Here is a 26968-nt window from a genome sequence, read left to right on the forward strand (position 1 = left end):
TGTTGTTGGGATGGCCTTTCTGGACTCGTCACAGGATTATCGGCGCGGCAATTGAGAACTTTATGTTCAATTAACCCGGAAAATGAAATTAAGATGGCAGCGATGAGCAGGAACACGCGCTGGCTCAAATAAAATAATGGAACGTTGTTTTAATATAGTTGACCTGTTAATTCACCCAGCGCACACTAGCGAAAATTACTCTGTTCAGGTTCACGACTATGTCTAAAAAAATTGCCGTGATTGGCGAATGCATGATTGAGCTGTCCCAAAAAGGCGCGGACGTCAGCCGCGGATTTGGTGGCGATACGTTAAACACCTCCGTTTATATTGCCCGTCAGGTTGCGCCTGAGGCGCTCACCGTGAACTACGTTACCGCCCTGGGGACGGACAGCTTCAGCCAGCAGATGCTTGAGGCCTGGCAGAGTGAACATATTGATACCTCACTGATCCAGCGTATGGAAAACCGCCTGCCGGGTTTGTATTACATTGAGACCGACGAGACCGGCGAGCGTACGTTCTACTACTGGCGTAACGAAGCCGCGGCGAAATACTGGCTGGAGAGCGACGACGCCGCCGCCCTTTGCGAAACGCTGGCGACGTTTGACTACCTCTATCTGAGCGGGATTAGCCTGGCTATTCTGAGCCCGTCCAGCCGCGAAAAACTGCTGTCGTTGCTGCGCGAGTGCCGCGCCAACGGCGGGAAGGTGATTTTCGATAACAACTACCGTCCACGCCTGTGGGCCAGCCGCGAAGAGACGCAGCAGGTCTATCAGCAGATGCTGCAATGCACCGACATCGCCTTCCTGACCCTCGACGATGAAAACGCCCTGTGGGGAGAAAAACCGGTAGAGGACGTGATTGCGCGCACGCAGGCGGCGGGCGTGAAAGAAGTGGTGATTAAGCGCGGCGCGGAGTCGTGTCTGGTGGCGATTACGGGGGAAGCGGTGGTTGACGTCCCGGCGGTGAAGCTTGCCAGAGAGAACGTGATTGATACCACGGCGGCGGGTGATTCATTCAGCGCGGGGTATCTGGCGGTGCGTCTGACGGGCGGCACGCCGGAAGCGGCAGCACAGCGTGGGCACCTGACGGCCAGCACCGTCATTCAGTATCGCGGGGCGATTATTCCGCGTGAGGCGATGCCTGTTTAAGTCAGGTGCGGGCTGTTGCCCTCACCCTAACCCTCTCCCACAGGGAGAGGGAATATTTAAGCATTACTGCCCCTGCGGAATATCCGTCGCATCCGGGTGTAAATCATCCGCCGTCGCGGCCTGCGCTGGCTGCGGCGCGGTAGCCATAATGGAATCCCAGGTTGTCTGCAGTTCCTTCATGTCATATTCCGGCTCGCCTTTCGGTTGCAGGAGGATCAACGCCATATCCTGCGACAGCTGCTGACGGAGGTCCTGATTGAGCATCTCGACGGTCAGACCGTTCAGGAAGTCCTGACGAAGCTTCTGGTACTGTTCCGGCGCAATGTCCACCACCTGGTTCTGCAGAGAGCGAATACGCTGGCTGATCAGAATGTCGGTATCGGCGCGAGCGTAAGTCGCAAACAGCTTCTGCAGCTCCAGTTTTTTCTGCGCCACGAGAGCATTGAACTCCTCTTCAGGAAGCCCCTCTTTACGCACTTTTGCGAGCTCTTTCGCGACCACGCCCAGATTTGCATTCAGCTTGTCGCCCGGTGATTCAACGTTAATGGCGCATTGCGCACGCTGGAACAGCACGCGGCAGTCAAAGCCAAGACCGATATTCTTCACGTTGTTCTTACTGAGCGTCTGCTGAACATGCCAGAACAGCGCTTCTCGGGCCAGATCGGCACGCCAGTAGCGCAACAGCGCCGCGGACTCACGGATGGGCTGCCAGGCGTTATCCCACATCACGGAGAGTCTGTCCTGACGCACGGTGTCCGTCATGATGCTGACAGGCTCTGCACGCAGCGGAGAGAGAGTCGGCACCGGGGCCGGTGATTCACGCTTGCCTTTCAAATCGCCAAACGCTTTGTTGATCTGCTCAACCACTGCGCGGCTGTCCACGTTACCCACCACGATCAGCGTCATCGCGTCCGGGGTGTACCATTTCTGGTAGAAGGATTTAACCTGTTCGACGTCTACCGGCTGTTTCAGCGGTTCAGCCGGATCGTGCCCCAGTAATGCGGAACCCTTCAGGCGGTAACGCCACCAGCCCTCTTTGGTATCACCAGGCCAGGTCGCCACCATGTCGCTGTTGCTCAACGCATAGTTGACGGTGTCCGGCGTAATCGCCAGATTGCCAGAGGCATCGGAGAGATAAGTGAGGGCTTCTTTAAGCAGATCGTTACGGTTATTAGGCAGGCTCAGGTTAAACATGGTGTAGTCATACGAGACAACAGCCGGTGGGAGTGGGCGTTTCGGATCGATGGCCTGTTGCCAAAGCGAACGCACCTGAACAGCCTGCAAGCTACCGCTCTGAGTGAGCGCCAGCCGGGGAATAAAATGGCTAAAACCGGTTTGCTGAGTGCTTTCCGTAAGGGAACCGGTATTAATGGACAGACGGATTTCAATACGATCGCTGGGACGCTGCGGCGTGGCTAACACCTGCCACTGAAAACCGTTCGCTAATGTTCCTTGTTGCCAGGCCGGGTCTGGCTGGAGCGCATCTGCCTGCACATAACTGGCTGCTGCCATCATCAGCAAACCGCCGGTTAAGAGTCGAATTTTTGTGCCCTGCATGTGAACCCCTGATCAACATTCCTGGTTAAAAAAGAGTGCCTCGCGACGCGCCTCACTCTTAAAGATGACGATGAAAACACGTCGATTAGACCGCGCATTCGGCAAAACGTCACGGTCAGAAGTGAAATATACCCAAAAAAAATCTTGTCGAATTATGACAGGTACGAACAGTTATTATGCGCAGGAGCCCGCATCCCGACAAGGGAATACGGGCATTTGTGACAAGATTAAGAGGATAAACCCGGATTTATGCTGTCAGATGAACGATTGTTCAGGGTATCGTCGAGCTTTTTGTGATCCAGCTCTTTGACCCATTTCGCCACTACCACCGTGGCCACGCCGTTACCCACCAGGTTGGTCAGGGCGCGCGCCTCTGACATGAAGCGGTCAATACCGAGAATCAACGCCAGACCCGCCACCGGCAGATGCCCCACCGCGGAAATCGTCGCCGCCAGCACGATAAAGCCACTGCCCGTCACGCCTGCCGCCCCTTTAGAAGAGAGCAGGAGCACCACCAGCAGGGTAATCTGATGGACAATATCCATATGGCTGTTGGTCGCCTGGGCGATAAACACCGCTGCCATCGTCAGGTAGATCGAGGTGCCATCCAGGTTGAAAGAGTAACCCGTCGGGATCACCAGCCCCACCACCGATTTACGGCATCCCAGTTTTTCCATCTTATCGAGCATACGCGGCAGCGCCGATTCTGAAGAGGAGGTCCCCAGAACAATCAGCAGCTCTTCGCGGATGTAACGGATAAATTTGAAGATGTTGAAACCTGTCGCACGGGCGATGGAGCCCAGGACCACCACCACGAAAAGGATACAGGTGATATAGAAGCAGATAATCAGCTGCCCCAGTTGCACCAGCGTACCGACGCCGTACTTACCGATGGTGAAGGCCATCGCACCGAAGGCCCCAATCGGCGCCAGGCGCATGATCATATTGATGATGCCGAAGATCACCTGCGAGAAACTTTCAATGACGTTAAAGATGAGCTGGCCTTTGCTGCCCAGACGGTGGAGGGCAAAACCAAACAGCACGGCGAAGAGCAGAACCTGCAGGATATTACCGCTGGCAAACGCGCCAATTACGCTGCCAGGAATGACGTCCAGCAGGAAGGCGACCACACCCTGATCCTTCGCCTGCTCGGCGTAAACCGCGACGGCTTTCGCATCCAGCGTCGACGGGTCGACGTTCATACCCGCGCCTGGCTGCACCACGTTGACGATGATCAGACCAATAATCAGCGCCAGCGTACTGACCACTTCAAAATAGAGCAGCGCTACGGCACCGGTTCGGCCAACCGCCTTCATGCTTTCCATGCCCGCGATGCCCGTCACGACCGTACAGAAGATCACCGGGGCGATGACCATTTTGATGAGCTTAACGAACGCATCGCCAAGCGGTTTCATTTGTGCGCCCAGTTCAGGGTAATAGTGACCCAGCAGAATACCGATGGCGATGGCTGTCAGGACCTGGAAATAAAGACTTTTGAAGAGTGAGGTTTTCATAAGGTGTCCTTGGGAAGAAAAACCACAGGTTTTGTAAGGTTATGGTTAACCTGCGGCTTTAAAATAACACCCACATAACAGGACAGAAATAAACTCAGTTCAAATTTGAAACACAAATGTTAAGAACTTTGAGCTGGCTCGCACAAGCCAGCAACAAAATTACACTTTTGCGTGATGGCCAGCGCCAGAAAGGTAACGTTCTTCAAAGACATCCGCGGGAACCGCTGGGGCAAAAAGGAAACCCTGCCCACTCTCCACGCCCGCCTCAGCCAGCCAGCTGCGTTGCGCTTCGGTTTCAATCCCCTCCGCAATAAGATGCAGGTTTAGACTGCGCGCCATATGGATAATCGCCTGCACCATACTGCTGTCGCCCGGCAGACCGTCGACAAACGCTTTGTCAATTTTCAGCACATCCACCGGCAGGGTTTTCATGTGCTGAAGCTGACGCAGCCCGGCGTAACCCATGCCAAAATCATCCAGCGCAATGCGAATGCCGGCATGACGCAGCGGCTTCAGAATGGCGACGGCTTCATTGGGGTCGTCTATATGCCGACTCTCTGTCACTTCCAGGGTCAGGGTATCCGGTTTGATGCGGTAACGGTGGATAAGCTCCAGCATCTCTGACACCATGGTTGGGTGCTTCAGCTGCAGGGCGGACAAATTGACCGACAGCGGCAACGTCACGCCGCGCTCCTGCCAGGCGGCAAGCTGACGGCAGGTCTCTTCCAGCACCCAGTATCCGATAGTTACCATCAGACCGCAGGATTCAATGCGCTCTATCAGTCCTTCCGGTAACTCCCATGAACCATCCGGCTGTTTCATCCGCAATAGCGCCTCGGCGCTTTTCACGTCTCCCGTGTGCAAATCCACCTGCGGCTGGAGCCAGAGGGCAAACTGGCGGTTATCCAGCGCGGTCAGGATGTCGCTCTCTTCCGTCAGGCGCTGCTGCGCCTTTTCCATCTGCTCCGGGTCGAAGAACTGGATCTGATTTTTGCCTTTGCGACGGGCGGTGAACGCCGCCGAGAAGGCGCGGCGATAAAGCTGTTCCGCGGTCAGATCGCCATAGTACATGGCAATTCCGATGCTGGCGCTCGGACGAAGCTGGATACCCTGAATGGGGAGCCGCTCATTAATGACAGTGAGTACTTGCTGACCTAATGTGATCGCATGCCACGGCTCTTTCACCCCGTTTGCAATCACCACCAGGTCATACCCGCTAACCTGGGTCAGCACCATGCGTGGCGCAAGCACAGATTTAACCTTTTCCACCAGGGTGAGCAGCAGCATCTCGCGCTGGCTCTCCTTGAGCACGCCCGCCGTGTCCTGCAGGGTTTCACAGGCGATGACCATCAACGCCGTAGTCTGCTGGCGAGCGACGGTCTGCTCCAGCATTGCCATCAGAAACGCTTTATTGGGGAGCTCCGAGACCGGGAAGCGGGTGGCGCTACTGTTCAGCTCTTCCTGCTGACGCTGGATGCGCTGCTGGTTAAGGTTGTAGCTACGCACCAGCATGCCGATCTCATCGTCATGATGAAGGCGCGGCAGCTCAAGCTGATGGCCCATCTGGTCCTGTGGGGAAAGGGTGTTCAGCTCCCGGGCGATACGCCGCAGCGGATGCACGATCAGCCGGTTAATGCACCAGGTCAGCGCCACGCTGAGGATCAGTGTCATAAGTAAGCAAGTGGTCACTAACGTGACAAACCAGCTCATGACGAATTTATACATGCGGTACGAGTCCGCCTGCAGGACGAGATAGGCTAACGGCTGCGGGTTGGCAGGACGCTCAAGCGAGTAAATGGGGAGCGAGATTTGTACCGGCAGTTCAAACAGGCGCATCACCATCATCGGGACAGGACGCTCAGGGATAAAGCTCATCCGCAGCGCCTGGAACTGGTTAGGCAGCACCACGTCTGCGCGGCTGACTACGCCTGCAGGCTGGATGCGTTTTAAAATGGTTTCCGCTTCGGGAATATCACCTTTCAGGATCGAGGCTGAGAGCGGGCCGCGCACCGAGCGAGCAATACTTTCTAATTGCGAAGCCGTGTTATAGCGATTCTGCTGCACGGAATGAAACAGCAAAATTACGCAAAATAGCAGTACAAACAGCATTGTGACGGCAGACACCATCGCCATCTGTTTGATCGTTAAGGAACGGCTGACACGCAAAATGACTCTCCACAGAACTCGAAGCGCAGGGCGCACCAGGGTGTAAACCTGGCGCGCCTGAGTATACCCGATTGCTGCACTTTTAAGAGAGACTTACAAATGGATTAAGTAAAATCCGATTACCAGTCCGCGTAAGGAATGAGCGGCTGCGGCGGTAAGTCCATATCACCCTGCCAGCCTGCGGCAGAGTAGCGTACGTACAGCAGCGCATGGCTTGGGGTATAGTCTTTTGCTTCCTGAATATCCACGCCCAGGCCAACAAACCAGTTGGAGGTCACCCGACGTTCAATAATGGCCCGCGCGGTATAACCGGTGCCTGAAGAGCTGCTGCCGGTTTCCATCGCCCCCCGGTCGGTATAGCGGCCAGGTTCATCGGTTGGAATAAGACTCTGGTCCGGGTAGCGCAGCTCGTCATTGGTTTTGGAGTGCGACCAGGAGACAGATCCCCCCAGTTCCCAGGACCAGTTCTCCGTGCGTTTACGCCAGGTCACCGGCAGGGCGAAGGAGACATACTCCTGCGGGCTGTAATAACCGCCCTGGCCCAGAGTATAGCCACTCAGATCTTTGTCGTAGTGCCACAGCATGTTAGAGACACCGACGGTAAGCCGCTCATTGTTTTTATTAATGAGCTTGTAGTAGTAACCGGTCATCCAGCGCACGCGCCAGTTATCCTCCACATTTTTACCCGTCAGCGTCTCCGCATTCAGGCTTGACCAGATGCCGTTCGCCTCGCCTTTGTCGTAGCTTATACTCACCCCACCGCCGGTGGCGCGCACGCCGCCCCAGGTGGTGCCGGTGTTGGTATCTTTTTGCCCGGCGAAGGCCAGCAGAGAGCTGGAGATCGGCCGACGATGGGCGTTAACGGTGTAGCCTACTGGACCCAGGTCGCTGCTGTAGCTTACCCCGCCGACCACATCGACCACCTCGAAGCCCATCGGCGTGGTACCGATATCCCATGCCCAGGTTTTGTTCTGCCAGCCGACGGCTACGCTCGCGCCATTGTCTGACTGATGCGTGTTGCCGCTACACGGCGTTTCGGCACAGGTCCCCCACTTGGGATCGTAGGTGCCGTTACGGGTAGCAAACGAACCGGCATCCATATTGACCAGATCGCTGCGGAAGAACATCCGTCCGTCCGAGAGCGGGGCATCAACCTGCAGCATGGTGGTATGCGCTTTCAGGTCGGAGTAGCCCCCCGTGCCGCTGGAGCCCCAGTAATCATGCTGCAGCGTGACGTTAAAATCCTGCTGACGGTACAAATCTCCGGCATCGCTACGCACGCCGCGCTTCAGCCAGTCATCTTTTTCGTCGTTACGCGTCAGGCGCGTAAAGCTGTCATTATCCGCCGGACGGGTGGTGGTGATGCCAGAGGAGACCATGGCATCTTTATAGGTCTCCAGCGCCTGCTGAGGCTGGCCGTTTTGCGCCTGAAAACGTGCCGCATCACGCAGCACCAGCGCGTTTTCCATCGACGCTGGCTGTGATTTAGCCTGCGGAATGATTTTGTTGAAGGTCTGTTCTGCAGCTGCGGCGTCACCCAGACCCGCCTGCGCCATCGCGATCCGGCGCTGCATATTGAGCGACAGCGGCTGGCCATTTTGCGCAGCGGGCAGCTTCGCCAGCTCCGCGCGGGCGGCATCCTTGTTACCTTGCGCGCTGTAAATTTCGGTCAGACCGAGGATCGCGTCTTCGTTCTGCGGCTCACGCTGCAGGACGGCGTTGTAGGTCGTTTTCGCCGAGTCCAGATCGCCACGCTGCTGTGCCCAGTCCGCCAGCGTGAGATCGATGCGGGTGGAGGCTGGCTGCTGGCGAAGAAGGTTTTCCGCCTCCTGCTCTTTGCCGCTGTCGCGCAGGCGGTTGGCGGTTTCCAGCACCTGATTGCTTTGCAGACGGTCGGCAAGCTCCTGGATATTGCCGTTCCACTGGCTGCGCGGCAGCGTGTCCAGATGCGCCAGCGCGGCCCGGTCCTGATCGTTTCCGGAAAGATAGAGCCCGTTGGCATACACCTGATCCGGATCGGTGGGTTTCTGGCGGGCAAGCTGACGCATCAGGGTATCCGCCTGGCTGCGCTGGCCGGCGCTGTAGAGATCGCGGGACAAACGGTAGGTTATCCACACGTCGCCCGGAGAGAGCGCCAGACGACGGCGCTGAATATCGGCAGCCTGCGCGTATTTCCCCTGGTTCTCCAGCTGTTCTGCCTCGGCGGAGAGCTGCTCGTTGGTCAGGCTGCGTTCAATATCATCAATGCTGCGACGCTGGCTGGCGGAGAGCGACTGGATAAATTGCGACGCCTTCTCCGGCGACTGCGCGCGGTAGATATTGGCCAGCCCACGAACCGCATTGCTGTTGCCGCTGTCCATACGCAGCGCCTGGCGATAATAGCGCTCCGCTGCAGCGTTATCTTTACGCGCCGCCGCGGCATCTCCCAGCCCCAGCACCGCATAACTGTCGGTATTGTCGATATTGCGCGCCTGCTGATAGTAGCGTTCCGCCTGCGCCGGGTTATTCGCCTTCAGCGCCGCATCGCCCTGCTGGATCAGCAGCCAGTAACGGTTAACCTTCAACAGGCTGTCCCATTTGCCGCGGTTATCACTCTGCGGGTCGAGGGCGATCGCCTTTTCAAACTGGGCCACCGCGCGAGCGCGGTCGCCTTTCTGTGAGTATGCCTGGCCCAGCGCGCCGACGGCTTCACTGTCGGCATGGTTTGCGCTGACCGCCTTTTTCAGATCCGCCACCGCCTTCTCCCCCTGCCCGGCATCCACCGCCGCCAGGCCTTGTGCTTTCGCACGGAAAGTCGGATCGGCGAGCTGTTTCTGCTGCGCTTCAAGCTGTGAACGTGCTGCCGTTACGCTCTCGCCTTCACTGAACACGCTCAGGTATTTTTGCAGCGCGGAGACGCTGGCGGTGCTGACAGGCTGATCTTTGATCTGCTCATACCACATATCCGACGCCTGGCTGCGCCCATTGGTGGAACGGGCCATCTCCTGCAGCACCGCAAAGCCTTCATCACGACGTCCGGTCTGGAACAGCAGTTGAGCCAGCGTGGACTGCAGCTGGGTATTACCCGGACTGCTGCTGTTAATTTTCTTCAGCTGGTTAATGGCCGCATTGCGGCGGGCGGGATCTTTCGCCACCACATTCCAGTACTCTGTCGCCACGTCGCCACCCGGTGGGTTGCCGTCGAACAGCTTGTCATAGGCGGCAATGGCCTCCTGCGTATGTCCCGTTGTGGCGAGTAATCGCGCCTGCTGTAACTGCTGGCGGCCATCCGGGGTGGACAGCAGCATGGTGTTGCGAGAGGACTGATACGCACTGGAGCCCGGAGCGATCCCTTTCAGACGATCCAGCTCTTTTTGCGCACCGGCGTTATCGCCCTGACGCAGCAGGTAGCGAAAGCGCGCGGCAATCACGTCAGGGTTGTTCGGGTCGATTAGCTCGAGACGATAGAGCGACTGACGCACCAAATCCTCACGCTGTGTCGATTCGCCCAGCCGAACCTGCTCCAGCAGCTGTTGCTGCTGTGGGGAGTTGGCGGCCTGGGCCCACGGCATCAGCGCCAGGCCAAGCGATAAACTGAGTAGATTTACTGTGAACTTGCGCATTCCTGGCCCCAATCCGGTATTAATTCACCTTTAGCGGTGAAGCGAAAACGATGCTGATCCCATCCTTGTCCAAAGAGAGTCAGTACATAGCTGTAATAGGCGTTGTTATCGGGGTAATGGTCTGCCACGCGCTGGCGTTGAACCGCCTGGGCATCACGCTGTTGTAAAAAAGGCAGCATGGCGGCGGAGAACCCCACCGGGCCATTTCCCGTCTGTTTTCCACTCGCGACATCCACTTTCTCCGGCGGGAGACCCTGTCTGGTCGTCATGGCCGCCATTGGCTGGAAGCGCGTCAGCAGCCGGGCTTTCTGAGGATCTTTATCACTCATCATCCCTACCCAGAGATAAACGCGGATGGCATCGTAGCCGCCCACCAGCGATTTATCCTGCTGCAGGCGCCAGCCTCTGTTTTTCTGATACTGCACCCAGTCCGGCGCAAACCCTTTCGGCGCACTCTCCATCAACAGGCGCAGATTGGTTTCACGAAGCTGGGTCCACGGCGCACCAAAGCGCGTGAAGTAACGCGCGAGCTGCGGAGGAAGATAGCTGGGGTTAAAGCGCCAGGCGTGTTCATCGGCAAAACCGACTTTTCCCGGGAGCAGCATTGCGCCGAGCCCCGGTACTTTCACCACTTCCTCGCTGGCAATCCGTTTAAGCAGTGCCTTACCCGTGCGGGTATAGTCCGGCTGTTTCCACAGCCGGCCCGCTTCGAGCAGTGACCAGGCGATCCAGACATCGGCGTCGGAGGCGGAATTGTTATCAATCACCGCCCAGCTCGCCTTGTCTTTCTGACCCCATAGCCAGGCCGGCAAACGATCGTCGAGATTGCCGCTGGCAAGATTATCGCGCGTCCATCTCAGCAGCTGGTCAAACGCGTTGCGATCGTTCGCCGCCAGGGCAAAGAACAGGGCGTAGCTTTGCCCTTCCGAAGTCGTAATTTTGCGCGTGTCACTGGGATCAATGACACGCCCACCCTCGCTGATGTAATCCTTTTTAAACTGCTCCCAGGCAGGCCAGGTACAGGCGGCGCGAAGAGGGAGCGCCGCCAGCATCAACGCGGCGAATGCACACCAGCGAACGGCGTTCATCACATCTTACTCATCCGGGTTCAGACGACGACGACTGATGATGCGCAGCAGACGCCACAGCACCCAGGCCAGCAAGACCACACTGACCGCCGCCAGGATAGCCAGCAGAACCGGATGGTTAGACAGCGCATACCACAGGCGTTCGAACCACGGCAGATGGCCGACGTAGTACACATCACCAACACGCAGGCTATTCACGCCCGACTCACGGATGACGGAGACGGAACCGAACATTGCAGCACGTTTACCGCTGTCGTTCATGGCCGTATTGAGCAGTTCATACCCGCGCGGGCTGTCTGCCAGCAGAGCCACCACGCTACGCTGGTCATTGTAAGGTGACTGGAAGCCCACCACCGCGGCCATTGCCCCCTGAGACGTTACTGTCGTCTGCGCGCTGGCCTGACGGTCGTTAACATCCGGCATAATGCTCGGGAATTCGGTCTGTCGCAGCGGCGTGTTGACCCAGGACTGGGCTGCTTTCACCAGCAGATCGATGCGTTTGTCATCCTTCAGCTTGTCCGGAATGGTACCGATTACCATGATATCCGCGTCTTTGTTCTGAATCTGGCTACCATCATCCGTCAACGTGACGTTAATCGCCGGTAATCCTGTCTGACCTCCCACGGTTGCCATGGTGTCCAGCAGGGTAGTCACCTGCCCTTCGTTTGGCGTTTTTGGCATCACAACAATCGATTCAGAGAGATCGGCCATGCGGCTGAACGGGAAGCCCGCATTGGCAAAGGCGCGCAGATCCGGCATCGCCAGGAAGTGGTAGTACTTCGAGAAGTCGATGGTCGACTCATCGCCAATCACCACGTGGTTCTGAACCGGCTGGAAGGTAATGCAGTTTTCCACCGAGCCGCCAGGCATCGGGTTCATGTACTGGAAATCAAAGCGCAGCTGGTTTATAGCGCCAAGCTTCAGCGCCGGGATCGAGACATCCGTTTTACCGTCCAGCAGCCCCTGCAACACCGGCAGGCGAAGCATCAGGCGGTTGGTATCCTGCGTGCTTTGCAGGCTGAACGACTGCAGGAACTGGTTGTTCAGGCTGATATCCATGCGCGAGCTGTCTTTCGTGGCTGGCGCGGTGTAACGGTAGTTGAGGTTGATATCAATGCCGTTGGTACGCAGCAGGTACAGATCCGGCGGCAGATTCAGTGACAGGCTGATCGGCGCAGGCTCAAGCCCCGTCGCCTGCAGCTGTTCTTCATAGGTTTTCAGCTCGCCAAAGGTGACCGCACGGTCGGTACGCACCCAGTTTGGCGCATCATAAGGTTTACGCGCCAGCAGCGGCTTGACCTCATCCACCACCACGCTGTTGCCACGGAACAGGATGTTGCCCTGGGCAATCGCTTTTGCTGCCTGAACCAGATCTTTATCGTCACGACCAAAGACCACCAGCAGCTTCACGTACGGATTGTCCGGGTGGCTCATCATCTCCACGGTCGGCGCTTTAACGTCCGGATGATCGCGCAGGAAGGCCGGACGTTTCGCGTTGGTCGCAAAGACAATCGCATTTCGGTCCGGCAGTTTGTCATACATCGCCGGGAAGCTCTGGCCACGCCAGCCCGCACGGGAACCAAACCAGGACGCCACAATGGTGGCCGCCAGCTGTTCCGTGACGTCCGGAGACGCCGCAAACACCACCGGCAGGTTGAGCGGACGGTTATCCCGAGGATCAAAGAACGGAACCGGGAAAGCTGAGAGATCGTTTTTCAGCGCCAGCGACTGGTAGGTCATCTGCAGCGAGGAGTTACGCCCGACGTCCATCCACAGCGTGTTGCTGGCAGGGTTTTCGCAGACATCGCGGTAGTGACCGACAAACTCCAGGCGGATACGGTTAAAGTCGGTGATGAACAGTGGGTTGATTGGCACCTGAGCCTGCGTTTTCTTACCCAGTTGCTCTTTCGTGACCGGCAGAACGTCCATCAGCTCATCATTCAGGTAGACCTTCAGCTGAGACTGCGTCGGCAACAGTGATGGCGACGGCGTATATTCAAGATTCAGCACCGCATTAGAGACGACCTCGTCGCTGCGCATGCCAAATTCAATGCCGCCGTTCGGGTTGATACCGCGCAGCACCATGCTGCCCGGAGGCGGCGCAATCTGTGCGAAGGTGAGCTTGACGTCCCGTGACGGGGCATTCTCCGCGACGACAGGGGCATTCGCTCCCCTGACGCCCGGCATCACCTGCCCGACGACCTGGCTGCCTGCCGGCAGGGTGTTCCCCTCCGTTGGCTGGTTCGGAATGATGTTTTCTGTCTGGCCGGGTGCCGCAGTGACAACCGGATCGGTTGCCTGCGCGACGACAGGCACCGTTGGCGCAGGCGTTGCCGCTGCGTTATCAGGAGCTGCGTTAGCCATTGTTGCGGGGAGGGTACTCATCCCCATTGCCACTGCACATAACCAGGAAAGTTTTGTTTTCATCGCGTTATCATCATTGTTGAGCCATAACCGGGTCCGCCTGCTTCGCCTCATCCCGCCCAGGACGACGAGGAATGAACGACACGACCCAGGAAACCAGCGAAGTAAGTGACCGGAAAATTAATTTCACCGACGACGGGGCAAATTCTGCAAGGTGACGATAGCCACGGAACCCCAGCTTCAGAATATCCAGCAGGCTTTCCAGAGGTTTATCTTCCGGGAAGCTGTCCTGCCAGAGAGCCCACGTATCCGCGCGGGCAAACGTACACTGCACAAAATCAATATGTTGCTTTTTGGTCAACGGCATCAGCTGCAGACCCACTTCATCGCCCGTCACACGAACGACCTGTGTCGGGAAGACATACTCCTGCTGGCCGCGTTTAAGCAGCAGGTTAACTTTTTGCCCTTCCAGCACCTTGGCCTGGCCGTTGATTTTGATCCCCAGACCACCGTCAGAGAAGTCGTGCACGGTGCAGGAGAAAAGATGTCCATCTTCACGGGCAATGGCCGCTGGCATGCAGATTTCCACGCGATGCGCACGGCGAACCTGTTTGCTCTCCACAGACACCGCCACCGCGCCACCGAGGATAATCAGGTTGTAGAAGACCCAGGCCATACTCACGAATACCGTCAGGATCTCGTTTTCCGGGCCATAGAAGTAACGCCAGATACCGGCGATGACGCCCACAATATTCAGCAGTACCAGGAAGATATACGGACGGGAGATCACCCAGTCGACGTACTCCTCTTCCACCAGACCGCCTTTCGCGGTGACGTTGAATTTACCTTTATGCGGGTTAATCAGCGCCACCATCGTCGGCGGTGCGATGTACCAGGCCAGCACCGTTTCGTAAATTTCACTCCAGAAAGAGTGGCGGTATTTACCCTGAATCTTCGAGTTCGTCAGGCTCGCGTGAATCATGTGCGGCAGAACAAACAGCGCAATCATCAGCGCGGGAGCGTAGATGATATAAGCGTGAAGGAGCAGGAACGCCAGCGGCGCGGTCAGGAAGATCAGCCGCGGGATACCGGATAAGAAGTGGAACATGGCGTTGACGTAGCAAAGACGTTGCGCCAGCTTGAGGCCTTTTCCTATCAGTGGGTTATCAAGACGGAATATCTGCACCATGCCGCGGGCCCAGCGAATACGCTGACCGATGTGCGCCGACAGTGACTCCGTTGCCAGACCGGCAGCCTGAGGAATGCGCATGTAGGCAGAGGTATAGCCGCGACGGTGCAGGCGCAGAGAGGTGTGCGCATCTTCGGTGACCGTTTCCACGGCAATGCCACCAATTTCATCCAGCGGTTTACGGCGGATAACAGCGCAGGAGCCGCAGAAGAAGGTGGCATCCCACATGTCGTTACCGTCCTGCACCAGACCATAGAACAGCGTGCCTTCGTTCGGGGTTTTACGGAAGCGACCCAGGTTACGTTCAAACGGATCCGGCGAGAAGAAGTGGTGCGGCGTCTGCATCATCGCCAGCTCTTTCTCTTTCAGGAACCAGCCCATGGTCATCTGCAGGAACGAGCGCGTCGGCACGTGGTCGCAGTCAAAGATCGAGACAAACTCCCCAGTGGCATACTTCAGCGCGTTGTTGATGTTCCCGGCTTTAGCGTGCTCGTGAGTCGGCCGGGCGATGTACTCGACGCCCACCTCCTCGGCGAACTGACGAAACGCCGGGCGGTTGCCGTCGTCGAGGATCCAGACTTTGAGCTTATCTTTCGGCCAGTCGATGCCCAGAGCGGCATAAATGGTGTTTTTTACCACGCTCAGATCTTCGTTATAGGTCGGGACGAAGAGATCAACGGTCGGCCACTGCGTGGTGTCTTTTGGCAGCGGAACCGGCTGGCGGTTGAGCGGCCAAATCACCTGGAAATAGCCCAGCACCAGCACAATCCAGGCGTAGGTTTCGGCAAACAGCAGCACCAGGCCGCACACCAGACTGACCGGATCGTCCCAGTTAAGGGTTGAGGTATAACGCCACCAGATGTAGCGACAGGAGACGGTCAACGACAACACAATCAGCATCAGCGCCGAGAAGCGACCTGGAATACGGCGAACCAGCAGCGCCACGCCCCACAGCAGGATCAGGAAGGTGAACTGCGCCAGCGGGTTAAAGGGCTGCGTAATACAGACCAGCGCCAGAATGAGCGAGAACACGACGATGACGCCGAGAATAAAACGCCGCAAGCCCGGGTGGAGATGCCCGAGCTCTTTATGGTTATCCAGATGGCTGGTCTTATCGGTCACGCTGTTGGGCAGTCTGTCCAGCCACTGGTGGTAGCGTTCGCGTAGCTGTTGCACGCGGGAGAAACTGCGCCAGTGCGGCGTTATTTTCTCGTTGCGGGATGATGTGACCGCCAGCCAGAGCGCCTGAATGAGGTAACGCGCCGGGTCCAGTGGCCGCGGGCGGTTGGGATTGATGTGGGGATAGAGCTCACTGTGTCGTGCGCGGATGCGCTGCCAGCGCGGGTGTTCGAGCGGGATGAACGTCCAGGCCAGGATCATCCAGAAACAGCCGAGCGCGGCGCTGAATGCCGAAGCACCATGCCGGCGAAAATGCCGGTAGTTTTCGCTCAAACGCGAACTGACCGGTGGGATGAGTAACCAGCTGGCGAGTCGACTCATACAGAACTCCCTGCAGGCTCCGCCCCTTTGGCGAAGTTCAGCAGACACCAGTTAGCCAGCGTCAGGATCTCTTCTGCCGCCAGCGAATCGCTGCGGTACTCGCCGAGCGGTTGCTTGGACGCAAGGCATTCAGCCATTCCTTCATCACGATGGATGACAATAGGAAGCAGACGACGCTGGCTTTGCAGCCACACCTGATACAGATCGTCCTGGATCTGGCTGCCAATGCGTAAATCGTTAATCAGGATATGCGCATTCTGAGGTAAACCCTGCTGATGCAAGCGGATGTGGCAATTCGCATCGACATTGACGATGGAGAGGACGTGATCGCACTGTGCGATAAGCTGTCGGGTCAGCGTGCCGGCGCCGTGCGGCAGATCCAGCAGGATCCACCGGTAATGCCCCTTTTCTTTCAGACTTTGCAGCGCCAGCGTGAATTGTGAAAACAGGCGCTGATAGGCGGCTTCATTCTCGCGTTCCGTGGTGGTGAGTTGACCAAACGGCAGCAAATCGAGCTGGGAGGTATAGCGCATACCGGCATCCCGCCAGTCTTTATCATCAAGCAGCGCCCGGGCCCAGCCCTCTTCGCGAGTAAAGTCGACGTTAAACGACATACGCAGCAAATTATCAGCGCAGGCGTCAATAACCAGCACCGATTCACCTAAAAGCTGTAATGACCACGCCAGCGCCGCGGTAACAGATGTGGTACCCACACCGCCACGGACACCCTGTAATCCGAGTATGGCCATCAATGGCTCCCTTATTGTTGATGGGCAAATTCAGCTAACAACGGCCAACGTTTAATAGCCGCAGCCAACTGTTCCCGCTGGGAAATATCGGTGTAATCTATTTCAGGTAAAGAAAAGGCCTGCGTCAGCGCCAGAAAATCGTTTTGGAATGTGTAACCCAGCGTCGAGTCGACTGGGGTTCCGGGTTCATTATTATCCATTCTTTTTCCATCCCTTTGAGGAAAATCGCACGCTCAGAAGTTGCGGGGCTCCCTGCCCGGACAAATTTCATTTACATGCTAAATCTGATGTTCTTTAATTTCAATGTTAGGTTTATTTCTACGCTTTCGCTAGTAAACTGAGATACAGATAAATTAGACGAAAAGAGGGACACCGTGGACTCCATATTTTCTATTGGCATCCAGTCATTATGGGACGAATTGAGCCACATGCCAGTCGGAGGAGTCTGGTGGATTAATACGGACCGTAATGAAGATGCTATCACTCTGGTAAACCAGACAATTGCTGCTCAGGATAAGGATTCCCGCGTGGCCGTCATTAGCATGGGTGACGATCCGAAGAAGATTATCACGCTTGAAAGCGATCGCGGCCCCCAGACGGTGCGATTATTTTCCATGAAACCGGAAGCCGATAGTCTATACTTTTTGTCCCGCGATGTTCAGTGCACTATTGATCCGGATCACTATTTGGTGATTCTCAAATGTGCAAATAACGTCCTGCAAAATATTCCTGCGGAAAAGCTGCTGCCGTGGCTGGAAAAAATCAATAAATGGGCAAAATTTCAAAATTGCACGCTATTGGTCGTCAATCCCGGCAGTAATAATGACAAGCTGTTCTCACTGTTAATGGGCGAATATCGCTCCCTGTTCGGTCTGGCAAGCGTTCGTGACCAGGTGGGCAGCTATCTCTACGATATTGCTTTCTGGTGTAATGAAAAAGGGGTGAGTGCCAGGCAACAACTTACTCTGAAACATATCGAGGGCAAGTGGCACCTGGCGCAGCAGGAAGAGACCGTGGTTCAGCCGCGCAGCGATGAAAAACGTATCCTGAGCCATATCGCGGTCCTGGAGGGTGCCCCTGCTCTTTCGGAAAACTGGTCCCTGTTTGACTCTAACGAAGCCCTTTTCCATGAAGCCCGCACAACCCAGGCGGCAACCCTTATTTTCTCGTTGATGCAAAATAACCAGATTGAGACGCTGGCAAGACAGATCCATACCTTACGCCGCCAGCGCGGAAGCGCGTTGAAAATTATCATACGTGAAAACAATACCAGCCTGCGCGCCACCGATGAGCGCCTGCTTCTGGGCTGCGGCGCGAATATGGTTATCCCCTGGAATGCGCCGCTGTCACGCTGCCTGACGCTTATCGAAAGCGTGCAGGGTCAGCAGTTTAGCCGCCATGTACCGGAAGAGATTTCCACGCTGCTCTCCATGACCCAGCCGATGAAACTGCGTGGATACCAAAAATGGGATACCTTCTGCGATGCCGTCGGCAACATGATGAGCAACACGCTTCTTCCTGCTGACGGAAAAGGGGTCATGGTTGCACTGCGTCCTGTACCGGGTATTCGCGTTGAACAGGCTCTCACCTTATGCCGCCCGAACCGTACAGGGGACATCATGACCATCGGCGATAATCGCCTGATGCTGTTTTTGTCCTTCTGCCGGATAAACGATCTTGATACTGCGCTTAACCACATCTTCCCCCTGCCGACCGGTGATATCTTCTCGAACCGTATGATTTGGTTCGAAGATAATGCCATCAGCGCGGAACTGGTGCAGATGCGTGCGCTCCAGCCAGAACAATGGGCTAAACCGCTCGCTATCACGAGCGATGCGAAACCGATCCTCAATGCCAGACATGATGGACATGTCTGGCGACGGGTGCCGGAGCCTCTTCGCTTATTAACAGACAACGCGGAGAACGCACTATGAATATCAGCGATATCATTCAACTGGTTATAGTCTGTGCGCTGATCTTTTTCCCGCTTGGCTACTACGCACGCCATTCCATACGTCGTATCCGTGATACGGCCAGAGTGTTGTTTATAAAACCTCGCCACGTTAAACCAGCCGGAACACTGACACGGGCATCACACGTCAAGGCAGACCGAAAACATGACTAATTCAACCTATACCGCTTCGTCACCTTCGCCGCTCTGGCAATACTGGCGCGGCCTTTCCGGCTGGAACTTCTACTTTCTGGTGAAGTTTGGTCTGCTGTGGGCAGGCTATCTGAATTTCCATCCTCTTCTCAACCTGGTGTTTATGGCCTTCCTGCTGATGCCTTTGCCGAATATCAGGCTGCATCGTTTACGCCACTGGGTAGCCATTCCTGTCGGCTTTGCGCTGTTCTGGCATGATACCTGGCTACCGGGGCCGGACAGTATTATGAGCCAGGGCTCGCAGGTGGCGGGGTTTAGCGCCAGCTATGTCCTCGACCTCATCGAGCGTTTTATTAACTGGCAGATGATTGGCGCAGTATTTGTGCTGCTGGTTGCCTGGCTGTTCCTGTCACAGTGGGTCCGCGTCACGGTGTTTGTCGTGGCGATTATGATCTGGCTTAACGTGCTGACGCTGGCAGGGCCAAACTTTTCGCTGTGGCCTGCCGGTCAACCCACCACCACGGTGACCACCACAGGGGGAAGCGCGGCGGCAACCGTCACGACGGCTGGCAATACGCCTGTCGTGGGGGATATCCCAACCCAGACCGCACCGCCGACCTCCACAAACCTGAATGCCTGGCTCTCCAGTTTCTATACTGCGGAAGATAAGCGTCAGACGAAATTCCCGGACGCGCTGCCGGCAGATGCTCAGCCGTTCGAACTGCTGGTGATCAACATCTGCTCTCTCTCCTGGGCCGACGTGGATGCCGCAGGTTTGATGTCGCATCCGCTGTGGTCTCATTTCGACATTCAGTTTAAAGATTTCAATTCGGCCACTTCATACAGCGGCCCGGCGGCGATCCGCCTGCTGCGTGCAAGCTGCGGTCAGACATCGCATAAAAACCTGTATCAACCCGCCGGCAACCAGTGTTATCTGTTCGATAACCTCGCCAAACTGGGCTTTACGCAGCATCTGATGCTGGGGCATAACGGCCAGTTCGGCAACTTCCTGAAAGAGGTGCGCGAACAGGGTGGCATGCAGGCGCCGTTGATGGATCAAACAGGTCTTCCGGTCTCTCTGCTGGGCTTCGACGGCTCGCCCGTTTATGACGATACCGCCGTACTTCAGCGCTGGCTGCAGACCATCGAAAAAGACAGTAATCCGCGCAGTGCGACGTTCTTTAACACCCTGCCGCTTCACGATGGTAACCACTTCCCGGGCGTGAGCAAAACGGCAGACTATAAAGTGCGTGCGCAGAAATTCTTCGACGAGCTGGACGCGTTCTTTACAGAGCTGGAAAAATCCGGCCGTAAAGTGATGGTGGTGGTGGTCCCTGAACACGGTGGTGCGCTGAAAGGCGACAGAATGCAGGTGTCGGGCCTGCGTGATATCCCAAGCCCGTCCATTACCAACGTGCCTGCTGGCATTAAATTCTTTGGTATGAAGGCACCACACCAGGGCGCGCCGATTGAGATCACCCAGCCAAGTAGCTATCTGGCGATCTCAGAACTGGTTGCCCGTGCGGTGGACGGCAAGCTGTTTGTCGAGGATAGCGTGAACTGGGATCAGCTCACCAGTAACCTGCCGCAAACGGCAGAAGTTTCCGAGAACGCTAACGCGGTAGTGATTCAGTATCAGAACAAACCGTACGTTCGTCTGAACGGCGGAGATTGGGTACCGTATCCGCAGTAAGGCCCCTCGCCCTAACCCTCTCCCCACAGGGGAGAGGGGATAGTCGGTGCTTTATCATTGCGCTGAAATCCACACCAGCATTTTCAGACTTGCCGAATAGTAGTCGTCTTTAGAGGTGATTTCGGGTTCTCCGGAAGACTGTCCCATCGTTAAATCGCGTACCGCCAGCAGACCGCCTTCCATCATATAGGGCGCATAGTCGTTGGTCGTGACGTTCACCCAGGCAGGCGTTTTTTCCCGGGGAAACTGACCGAACCAGGCTTTCCACGGCGTCAGCAACGGGCTTTGTTTATCAGACCAGGCAACGTACAGCGGAATACGAATCGCATCGTAGCTCATCCGCGGTGGCCAACCCTGGGCCGGTGCCAGCTTGCCACCTGATGTCAGTGAAACCCAGTCAGGGGGCAGATTCGCTTTACCCGAACCCATTTTCCCCAGCAGGCGTTTCCCGTCCTTCATCAATTCATGCCAGACCGGTAAATGACTGCGCGCGGCAAAGTCCTGCCAGGCCGGAAACACGAAATAGGACGGATTAAGGATCACTTCACCCTCAGGCTTAAATCCCTGGACGCCGGGCAGCATCACGCGGTAACCCGCATAGCGGATCACGCTGTGGTCAATCAGTGCTTTTGTAATGGCATCCGATGCGGTGCTGTAATGCTTGTCATGCCAGCGGGCATCGGCTTTTAACAATGCCCAGGCGATCAGCACATCGCCGTCTGCGGCGTTGTTTTTGTCGGCGATCGGGTTGGACTCTGCGGGGTTGTAACGCCAGTAAAAGAGACCATTCTCTTTGTTCTTCAGCTGACTGTCCGTCCATTGCCAGAGCTTATCGAACGTGGCTTTATCGTCATTGGCCACCGCCATCAGCATGGCGAAACCCTGACCTTCCGTATGCGAAACACCGCCATTGCCGGTATCGACAATGCGGCCTTCCGGTTTAAAAAAGCGTGCCTTGTAACTTTCCCAGGCCTGTCCCGCCTGCGAGAGAGGCGAGAACAGTACACTCATCATGACAGCCAGCGTCGCGCAGACGGGTTTTCGCATCATTGACTCAGTCCGGTTATTCGGCACTTCGCAGGGAAATCTCACCGCCCACCCAGGGCTTGATTGCGCCATCCTGCTCCAGAAGCAACGCCCCCTGCGCATCAATACCGCGGGAAGTACCGTAGATCTCTTTATCGCCAATCAGCAATTTCACCGGGCGGTTGATGAAGTTATCCAGCTTTTCCCAACGCGACAGGAACGGAGCCAGCCCTTCCTGCTCAAAAAGCGTGAGTGAACTGCGCAACTCTTTAATCATACGCACGGCGAGGGTGTTGCGATCGATGACGATGCCCGCCTCCTGGAGGTTAGTCCAGGCCTGGTTCACCACATCACTCTGGACGTTGCGCATCACCATATTGAGGCCCGCGCCAATGACAATTTGCGCCGCATCGCCGGTTTTCCCCGTCAGTTCAACCAGGATACCGGCCAGTTTTCGATCGTTGAGGTAGAGATCGTTAGGCCACTTCACGCGTACGTTATCCGCCCCCAGATCGTGCAGCACTTCCGCCATGACAATGCCGATAACCAGACTCAGGCCAATGGCAGCGGCAGGCCCCTGCTCCAGACGCCAGTACATGGAGAGATAAAGATTCGCACCAAACGGTGAGAACCATTTGCGACCGCGACGGCCACGCCCGGCCTGCTGATACTCAGCAACACAGGCATCGCCGGATTTTAGCTCAGGCAGACGATCCAGAAGATACTGGTTCGTCGAATCAATCACGGGCAGCACCGCCACATTGCCGTGTCCAATCTGGCTGCGAATCAGTTCTTCATTCAGCAGTTGAATTGGTTCCGGCAGGCTGTAGCCTTTTCCTGGTACCGTAAAGACATCGACACCCCAGTCGCGCAGCGTCTGAATATGCTTATTGATGCCGGCACGGCTCATGCCCAGTTGTTCGCCCAATTGCTCGCCAGAATGAAACTCACCGTCGGCAAGAATCCCAATCAGGGTTAAGGGGATGGTATTGTCCTTCACGCGATGGCCTCCACGGCATTGACTTCGCCTGTGCACCCGATAAAGCGCACTTCCGGCTCCAGCCAGACGTTAAATTTCTCGCCCACACGCTCACGGACATGATGTGCCAGCTGAACCACATCATCGCTGGTCGCATCACATTGATTAATCAGTACCAGAGCCTGCTGTCGGTGAACGGCAGCACCGCCGACTGCCGTGCCTTTTAACTGGCATTGATCGATAAGCCATCCCGCAGCAAGCTTCACGCTGCCGTCCGCCTGAGGGTAATGTGGCGCTGTTGGCCATCCTTCAAGGAAGATTTTTGCCTTTTCGCTGCTAATTACCGGGTTTTTGAAGAAGCTTCCGGCATTGCCGTTTACTTTGGGATCGGGAAGTTTGGTCATCCGCATATGGCAAACCGAGTCAAAAACGTCGCGAGGGGTAACGGTTGCCGGATCGAGACGCGTTAAATCACCGTAGGTCAACACGGGCTGCCAGCGCTTAGACAGACGCAGGCCCACGGCGACAATGACGTAGCGATCCTGATATTCATGTTTGAAGATACTGTCACGATAGCCAAAACGGCACTCTTCTGCGGTTAAACGCTGGGCCGTTCCGGTCGCCAGTTCGATACAGTCGACATACTCACAGACATGTTTCAGTTCGATGCCATAGGCACCGATGTTTTGAATGGGTGACGATCCGGCGCAGCCTGGGATCAGCGCAAGGTTTTCCAGACCCGGCATTCCTTTTTCGAGGGTAAACTGCACCAGATGATGCCAGTTTTCACCGGCCCCTACGTGAATGTGCCAGCTATCGGCGCGCTCTTCCACATCAATGCCCATGATGCGGTTAACGATTACTGTTCCCGCAAAATCGTCGAGAAACAGGACATTACTTCCTTCGCCCAGAATCAGTACGGGTTCGTTATTTTCTGTTGCGCTTTGCCATGCATTCAGCAACTGCTGTGCGGTATCGGCACGTACAATCTTTTTAGCATTGCGTTGAATGCCAAAGGTATTCCAGGGCTTAAGGGAGTGGTTCATAGACGCTATCCTGATGCAAAAACGCAGGTAGTTTACCGTATAAGCAAGGTATTGGGGGATTAGTTTTGTGCAGCGCAGAAACGCAAAAAGGCCATCCTTTCGGATGGCCTCTTCACTTGTTTGATGCCTGGCAGTTCCCTACTCTCACATGGGGAGACCCCACACTACCATCGGCGCTACGGCGTTTCACTTCTGAGTTCGGCATGGGGTCAGGTGGGACCACCGCGCTAAAGCCGCCAGGCAAATTCTGTTTAATCTGTATCAAAGCTGAAACTTGTGTCGTCTCTTCGCCAAAACATCTTCGGCGTTGTAAGGTTAAGCCTCACGGTTCATTAGTATCGGTTAGCTCAACGCATCGCTGCGCTTACACACCCGACCTATCAACGTCGTCGTCTTCAACGTTCCTTCAGGAGACTTAAAGTCTCAGGGAGAACTCATCTCGGGGCAAGTTTCGTGCTTAGATGCTTTCAGCACTTATCTCTTCCGCATTTAGCTACCGGGCAGTGCCATTGGCATGACAACCCGAACACCAGTGATGCGTCCACTCCGGTCCTCTCGTACTAGGAGCAGCCCCCCTCAATTCTCCAGCGCCCACGGCAGATAGGGACCGAACTGTCTCACGACGTTCTAAACCCAGCTCGCGTACCACTTTAAATGGCGAACAGCCATACCCTTGGGACCTACTTCAGCCCCAGGATGTGATGAGCCGACATCGAGGTGCCAAACACCGCCGTCGATATGAACTCTTGGGCGGTATCAGCCTGTTATCCCCGGAGTACCTTTTATCCGTTGAGCGATGGCCCTTCCATTCAGAACCACCGGATCACTATGACCTGCTTTCGCACCTGCTCGAGCCGTCACTCTCGCAGTCAAGCTAGCTTATGCCATTGCACTAACCTCCTGATGTCCGACCAGGATTAGCTAACCTTCGTGCTCCTCCGTTACTCTTTGGGAGGAGACCGCCCCAGTCAAACTACCCACCAGACACTGTCCGCAACCCGGATTACGGGTCTACGTTAGAACACCAGCCATTAAAGGGTGGTATTTCAAGGACGGCTCCATGCAGACTGGCGTCCACACTTCAAAGCCTCCCACCTATCCTACACATCAAGGACCAGTGTTCAGTGTCAAGCTATAGTAAAGGTTCACGGGGTCTTTCCGTCTTGCCGCGGGTACACTGCATCTTCACAGCGAGTTCAATTTCACTGAGTCTCGGGTGGAGACAGCCTGGCCATCATTACGCCATTCGTGCAGGTCGGAACTTACCCGACAAGGAATTTCGCTACCTTAGGACCGTTATAGTTACGGCCGCCGTTTACCGGGGCTTCGATCAAGAGCTTCGCGTTACCGCTAACCCCATCAATTAACCTTCCGGCACCGGGCAGGCGTCACACCGTATACGTCCACTTTCGTGTTTGCACAGTGCTGTGTTTTTAATAAACAGTTGCAGCCAGCTGGTATCTTCGACTGATTTCAGCTCCACCCGCAGGGGCTTCACCTACATATCAGCGTGCCTTCTCCCGAAGTTACGGCACCATTTTGCCTAGTTCCTTCACCCGAGTTCTCTCAAGCGCCTTGGTATTCTCTACCTGACCACCTGTGTCGGTTTGGGGTACGATTTGATGTTACCTGATGCTTAGAGGCTTTTCCTGGAAGCAGGGCATTTGTTACTTCAGCACCGTAGTGCCTCGTCATCACACCTCAGCGTTAAAAGGTACCGGATTTACCTGGAACCTCCGCCTACATGCTTAAACCGGACAACCGTCGCCCGGCTAACATAGCCTTCTCCGTCCCCCCTTCGCAGTAACACCAAGTACAGGAATATTAACCTGTTTCCCATCGACTACGCCTTTCGGCCTCGCCTTAGGGGTCGACTCACCCTGCCCCGATTAACGTTGGACAGGAACCCTTGGTCTTCCGGCGAGCGGGCTTTTCACCCGCTTTATCGTTACTTATGTCAGCATTCGCACTTCTGATACCTCCAGCAACCCTCACAGGCCACCTTCAACGGCTTACAGAACGCTCCCCTACCCAACAACGCATAAGCGTCGCTGCCGCAGCTTCGGTGCATGGTTTAGCCCCGTTACATCTTCCGCGCAGGCCGACTCGACCAGTGAGCTATTACGCTTTCTTTAAATGATGGCTGCTTCTAAGCCAACATCCTGGCTGTCTGTGCCTTCCCACATCGTTTCCCACTTAACCATGACTTTGGGACCTTAGCTGGCGGTCTGGGTTGTTTCCCTCTTCACGACGGACGTTAGCACCCGCCGTGTGTCTCCCGTGATAACATTCTTCGGTATTCGTAGTTTGCATCGGGTTGGTAAGCCGGGATGGCCCCCTAGCCGAAACAGTGCTCTACCCCCGAAGATGAGTTCACGAGGCGCTACCTAAATAGCTTTCGGGAGAACCAGCTATCTCCCGGTTTGATTGGCCTTTCACCCCCAGCCACAAGTCATCCGCTAATTTTTCAACATTAGTCGGTTCGGTCCTCCAGTTAGTGTTACCCAACCTTCAACCTGCCCATGGCTAGATCACCGGGTTTCGGGTCTATACCCTGCAACTTAACGCCCAGTTAAGACTCGGTTTCCCTTCGGCTCCCCTATACGGTTAACCTTGCTACAGAATATAAGTCGCTGACCCATTATACAAAAGGTACGCAGTCACACCCGAAGGTGCTCCCACTGCTTGTACGTACACGGTTTCAGGTTCTTTTTCACTCCCCTCGCCGGGGTTCTTTTCGCCTTTCCCTCACGGTACTGGTTCACTATCGGTCAGTCAGGAGTATTTAGCCTTGGAGGATGGTCCCCCCATATTCAGACAGGATACCACGTGTCCCGCCCTACTCTTCGAGTTCACAACCTGTGTGTTTTCGTGTACGGGACTATCACCCTGTACCGTCGGACTTTCCAGACCGTTCCACTAACACACAAGCTGATTCAGACTCTGGGCTGCTCCCCGTTCGCTCGCCGCTACTGGGGAATCTCGGTTGATTTCTTTTCCTCGGGGTACTTAGATGTTTCAGTTCCCCCGGTTCGCCTCGTTAACCTATGTATTCAGTTAACGATAGTGTGTCGGAACACACTGGGTTTCCCCATTCGGACATCGCCGGGTCAAAGGTTCATATCACCTCGCCGGCGCTTTTCGCAGATTAGCACGTCCTTCATCGCCTCTGACTGCCAGGGCATCCACCGTGTACGCTTAGTCGCTTAACCTCACAACCCGAAGATGTTTCACTTCTGATTG

The 26968-nt window shown here is 55.9% G+C and carries 16 protein-coding genes and 2 rRNA genes; 4 read left to right on the plus strand and 14 right to left on the minus strand.

Features of this window, described 5'->3' with window-relative positions:
* Positions 1 to 218: 218 nt before the first annotated feature.
* Positions 219 to 1148 carry a 2-dehydro-3-deoxygluconokinase gene (gene kdgK, locus C1N69_RS21535; protein WP_155031849.1) on the plus strand — a complete coding sequence of 310 codons (930 nt, stop codon included), beginning with the start codon at positions 219 to 221 and terminating at the stop codon, positions 1146 to 1148.
* 63 nt (positions 1149 to 1211) lie between these two features.
* Here kdgK and C1N69_RS21540 read toward each other — a convergent pair whose 3' ends face one another.
* The 9 genes from C1N69_RS21540 to bcsR form a co-directional block, all read right to left on the minus strand.
* Positions 1212 to 2705, minus strand: coding sequence for a M16 family metallopeptidase (locus tag C1N69_RS21540; RefSeq protein ID WP_045286577.1), 1494 nt, complete (start codon positions 2703 to 2705; stop codon positions 1212 to 1214).
* A 227-nt stretch (positions 2706 to 2932) separates the two neighbouring features.
* Positions 2933 to 4219 (minus strand): dicarboxylate/amino acid:cation symporter, encoded by a 1287-nt coding sequence (locus tag C1N69_RS21545; RefSeq protein WP_155031850.1) that lies wholly within the window; start codon positions 4217 to 4219, stop codon positions 2933 to 2935.
* Between the two features lie 159 nt (positions 4220 to 4378).
* Positions 4379 to 6385 carry a biofilm formation regulator HmsP gene (gene hmsP, locus C1N69_RS21550; protein ID WP_059386125.1) on the minus strand — a complete coding sequence of 669 codons (2007 nt, stop codon included), beginning with the start codon at positions 6383 to 6385 and terminating at the stop codon, positions 4379 to 4381.
* A 119-nt stretch (positions 6386 to 6504) separates the two neighbouring features.
* Positions 6505 to 9987 (minus strand): cellulose synthase complex outer membrane protein BcsC, encoded by a 3483-nt coding sequence (bcsC, locus tag C1N69_RS21555; RefSeq protein ID WP_155031851.1) that lies wholly within the window; start codon positions 9985 to 9987, stop codon positions 6505 to 6507.
* Positions 9969 to 11075, minus strand: a complete 1107-nt coding sequence (gene bcsZ, locus C1N69_RS21560) for a cellulose synthase complex periplasmic endoglucanase BcsZ (protein WP_155031961.1) — start codon at positions 11073 to 11075, stop codon at positions 9969 to 9971. The genes bcsC and bcsZ overlap by 19 nt, the downstream gene beginning before the upstream one ends.
* A 6-nt stretch (positions 11076 to 11081) precedes the next feature.
* Positions 11082 to 13502, minus strand: a complete 2421-nt coding sequence (gene bcsB / locus C1N69_RS21565; protein ID WP_155031852.1) for a cellulose biosynthesis cyclic di-GMP-binding regulatory protein BcsB — start codon at positions 13500 to 13502, stop codon at positions 11082 to 11084.
* Positions 13503 to 13512: 10 nt separating this feature from the next.
* Positions 13513 to 16128: a UDP-forming cellulose synthase catalytic subunit gene (bcsA, locus tag C1N69_RS21570; RefSeq protein ID WP_059386121.1), complete on the minus strand. Its 2616-nt coding sequence runs from the start codon at positions 16126 to 16128 to the stop codon at positions 13513 to 13515.
* Complete coding sequence (gene bcsQ, locus C1N69_RS21575) at positions 16125 to 16877, minus strand: cellulose biosynthesis protein BcsQ (protein WP_025759454.1); 753 nt, start codon at positions 16875 to 16877, stop codon at positions 16125 to 16127. Before bcsQ ends, bcsA begins: the two co-directional genes overlap by 4 nt.
* 11 nt (positions 16878 to 16888) lie before the next feature.
* The gene (bcsR, locus tag C1N69_RS21580; RefSeq protein WP_008503237.1) at positions 16889 to 17077 is read right to left on the minus strand and encodes a cellulose biosynthesis protein BcsR; all 189 of its coding nucleotides are present in this window, start codon (positions 17075 to 17077) and stop codon (positions 16889 to 16891) included.
* Between the two features lie 174 nt (positions 17078 to 17251).
* On the opposite strand from bcsR, the gene bcsE reads away from it, so the two are divergent.
* Genes bcsE through bcsG form a run of 3 tightly spaced genes read left to right on the plus strand, consistent with a single transcriptional unit; the run spans position 17252 to position 20674 of the window.
* On the plus strand, positions 17252 to 18811 hold the full coding sequence (gene bcsE, locus C1N69_RS21585; protein WP_025759456.1) for a cellulose biosynthesis c-di-GMP-binding protein BcsE: 1560 nt from the start codon (positions 17252 to 17254) through the stop codon (positions 18809 to 18811).
* Entirely contained in the window at positions 18808 to 19002 is a 195-nt protein-coding gene (gene bcsF / locus C1N69_RS21590; RefSeq protein ID WP_025759457.1) for a cellulose biosynthesis protein BcsF, read from the plus strand. Before bcsE ends, bcsF begins: the two co-directional genes overlap by 4 nt.
* On the plus strand, positions 18995 to 20674 hold the full coding sequence (bcsG, locus tag C1N69_RS21595) for a cellulose biosynthesis protein BcsG (RefSeq protein WP_025759458.1): 1680 nt from the start codon (positions 18995 to 18997) through the stop codon (positions 20672 to 20674). Before bcsF ends, bcsG begins: the two co-directional genes overlap by 8 nt.
* Positions 20675 to 20728: 54 nt before the next feature.
* Here bcsG and C1N69_RS21600 read toward each other — a convergent pair whose 3' ends face one another.
* The 5 genes from C1N69_RS21600 to C1N69_RS21620 all read right to left on the minus strand — a co-directional run bounded on the left by C1N69_RS21600 (position 20729) and on the right by C1N69_RS21620 (position 26937).
* Positions 20729 to 21721, minus strand: coding sequence for a family 8 glycosyl hydrolase (locus C1N69_RS21600; protein ID WP_155031962.1), 993 nt, complete (start codon positions 21719 to 21721; stop codon positions 20729 to 20731).
* Between the two features lie 16 nt (positions 21722 to 21737).
* The gene (gene birA, locus C1N69_RS21605) at positions 21738 to 22700 is read right to left on the minus strand and encodes a bifunctional biotin--[acetyl-CoA-carboxylase] ligase/biotin operon repressor BirA (protein WP_025760406.1); all 963 of its coding nucleotides are present in this window, start codon (positions 22698 to 22700) and stop codon (positions 21738 to 21740) included.
* The gene (gene murB, locus C1N69_RS21610) at positions 22697 to 23725 is read right to left on the minus strand and encodes a UDP-N-acetylmuramate dehydrogenase (protein WP_047959673.1); all 1029 of its coding nucleotides are present in this window, start codon (positions 23723 to 23725) and stop codon (positions 22697 to 22699) included. The genes birA and murB overlap by 4 nt, the downstream gene beginning before the upstream one ends.
* A gap of 125 nt (positions 23726 to 23850) precedes the next feature.
* Positions 23851 to 23966: ribosomal RNA gene (gene rrf / locus C1N69_RS21615) — 5S ribosomal RNA — on the minus strand.
* A gap of 70 nt (positions 23967 to 24036) precedes the next feature.
* A 23S ribosomal RNA gene (locus tag C1N69_RS21620) occupies positions 24037 to 26937 on the minus strand.
* Between the last annotated feature and the right edge of the window lie 31 nt (positions 26938 to 26968).

It is taken from the genome of Enterobacter sichuanensis (assembly GCF_009036245.1).
GTDB classification, from domain to species: Bacteria; Pseudomonadota; Gammaproteobacteria; order Enterobacterales; family Enterobacteriaceae; genus Enterobacter; species Enterobacter sichuanensis.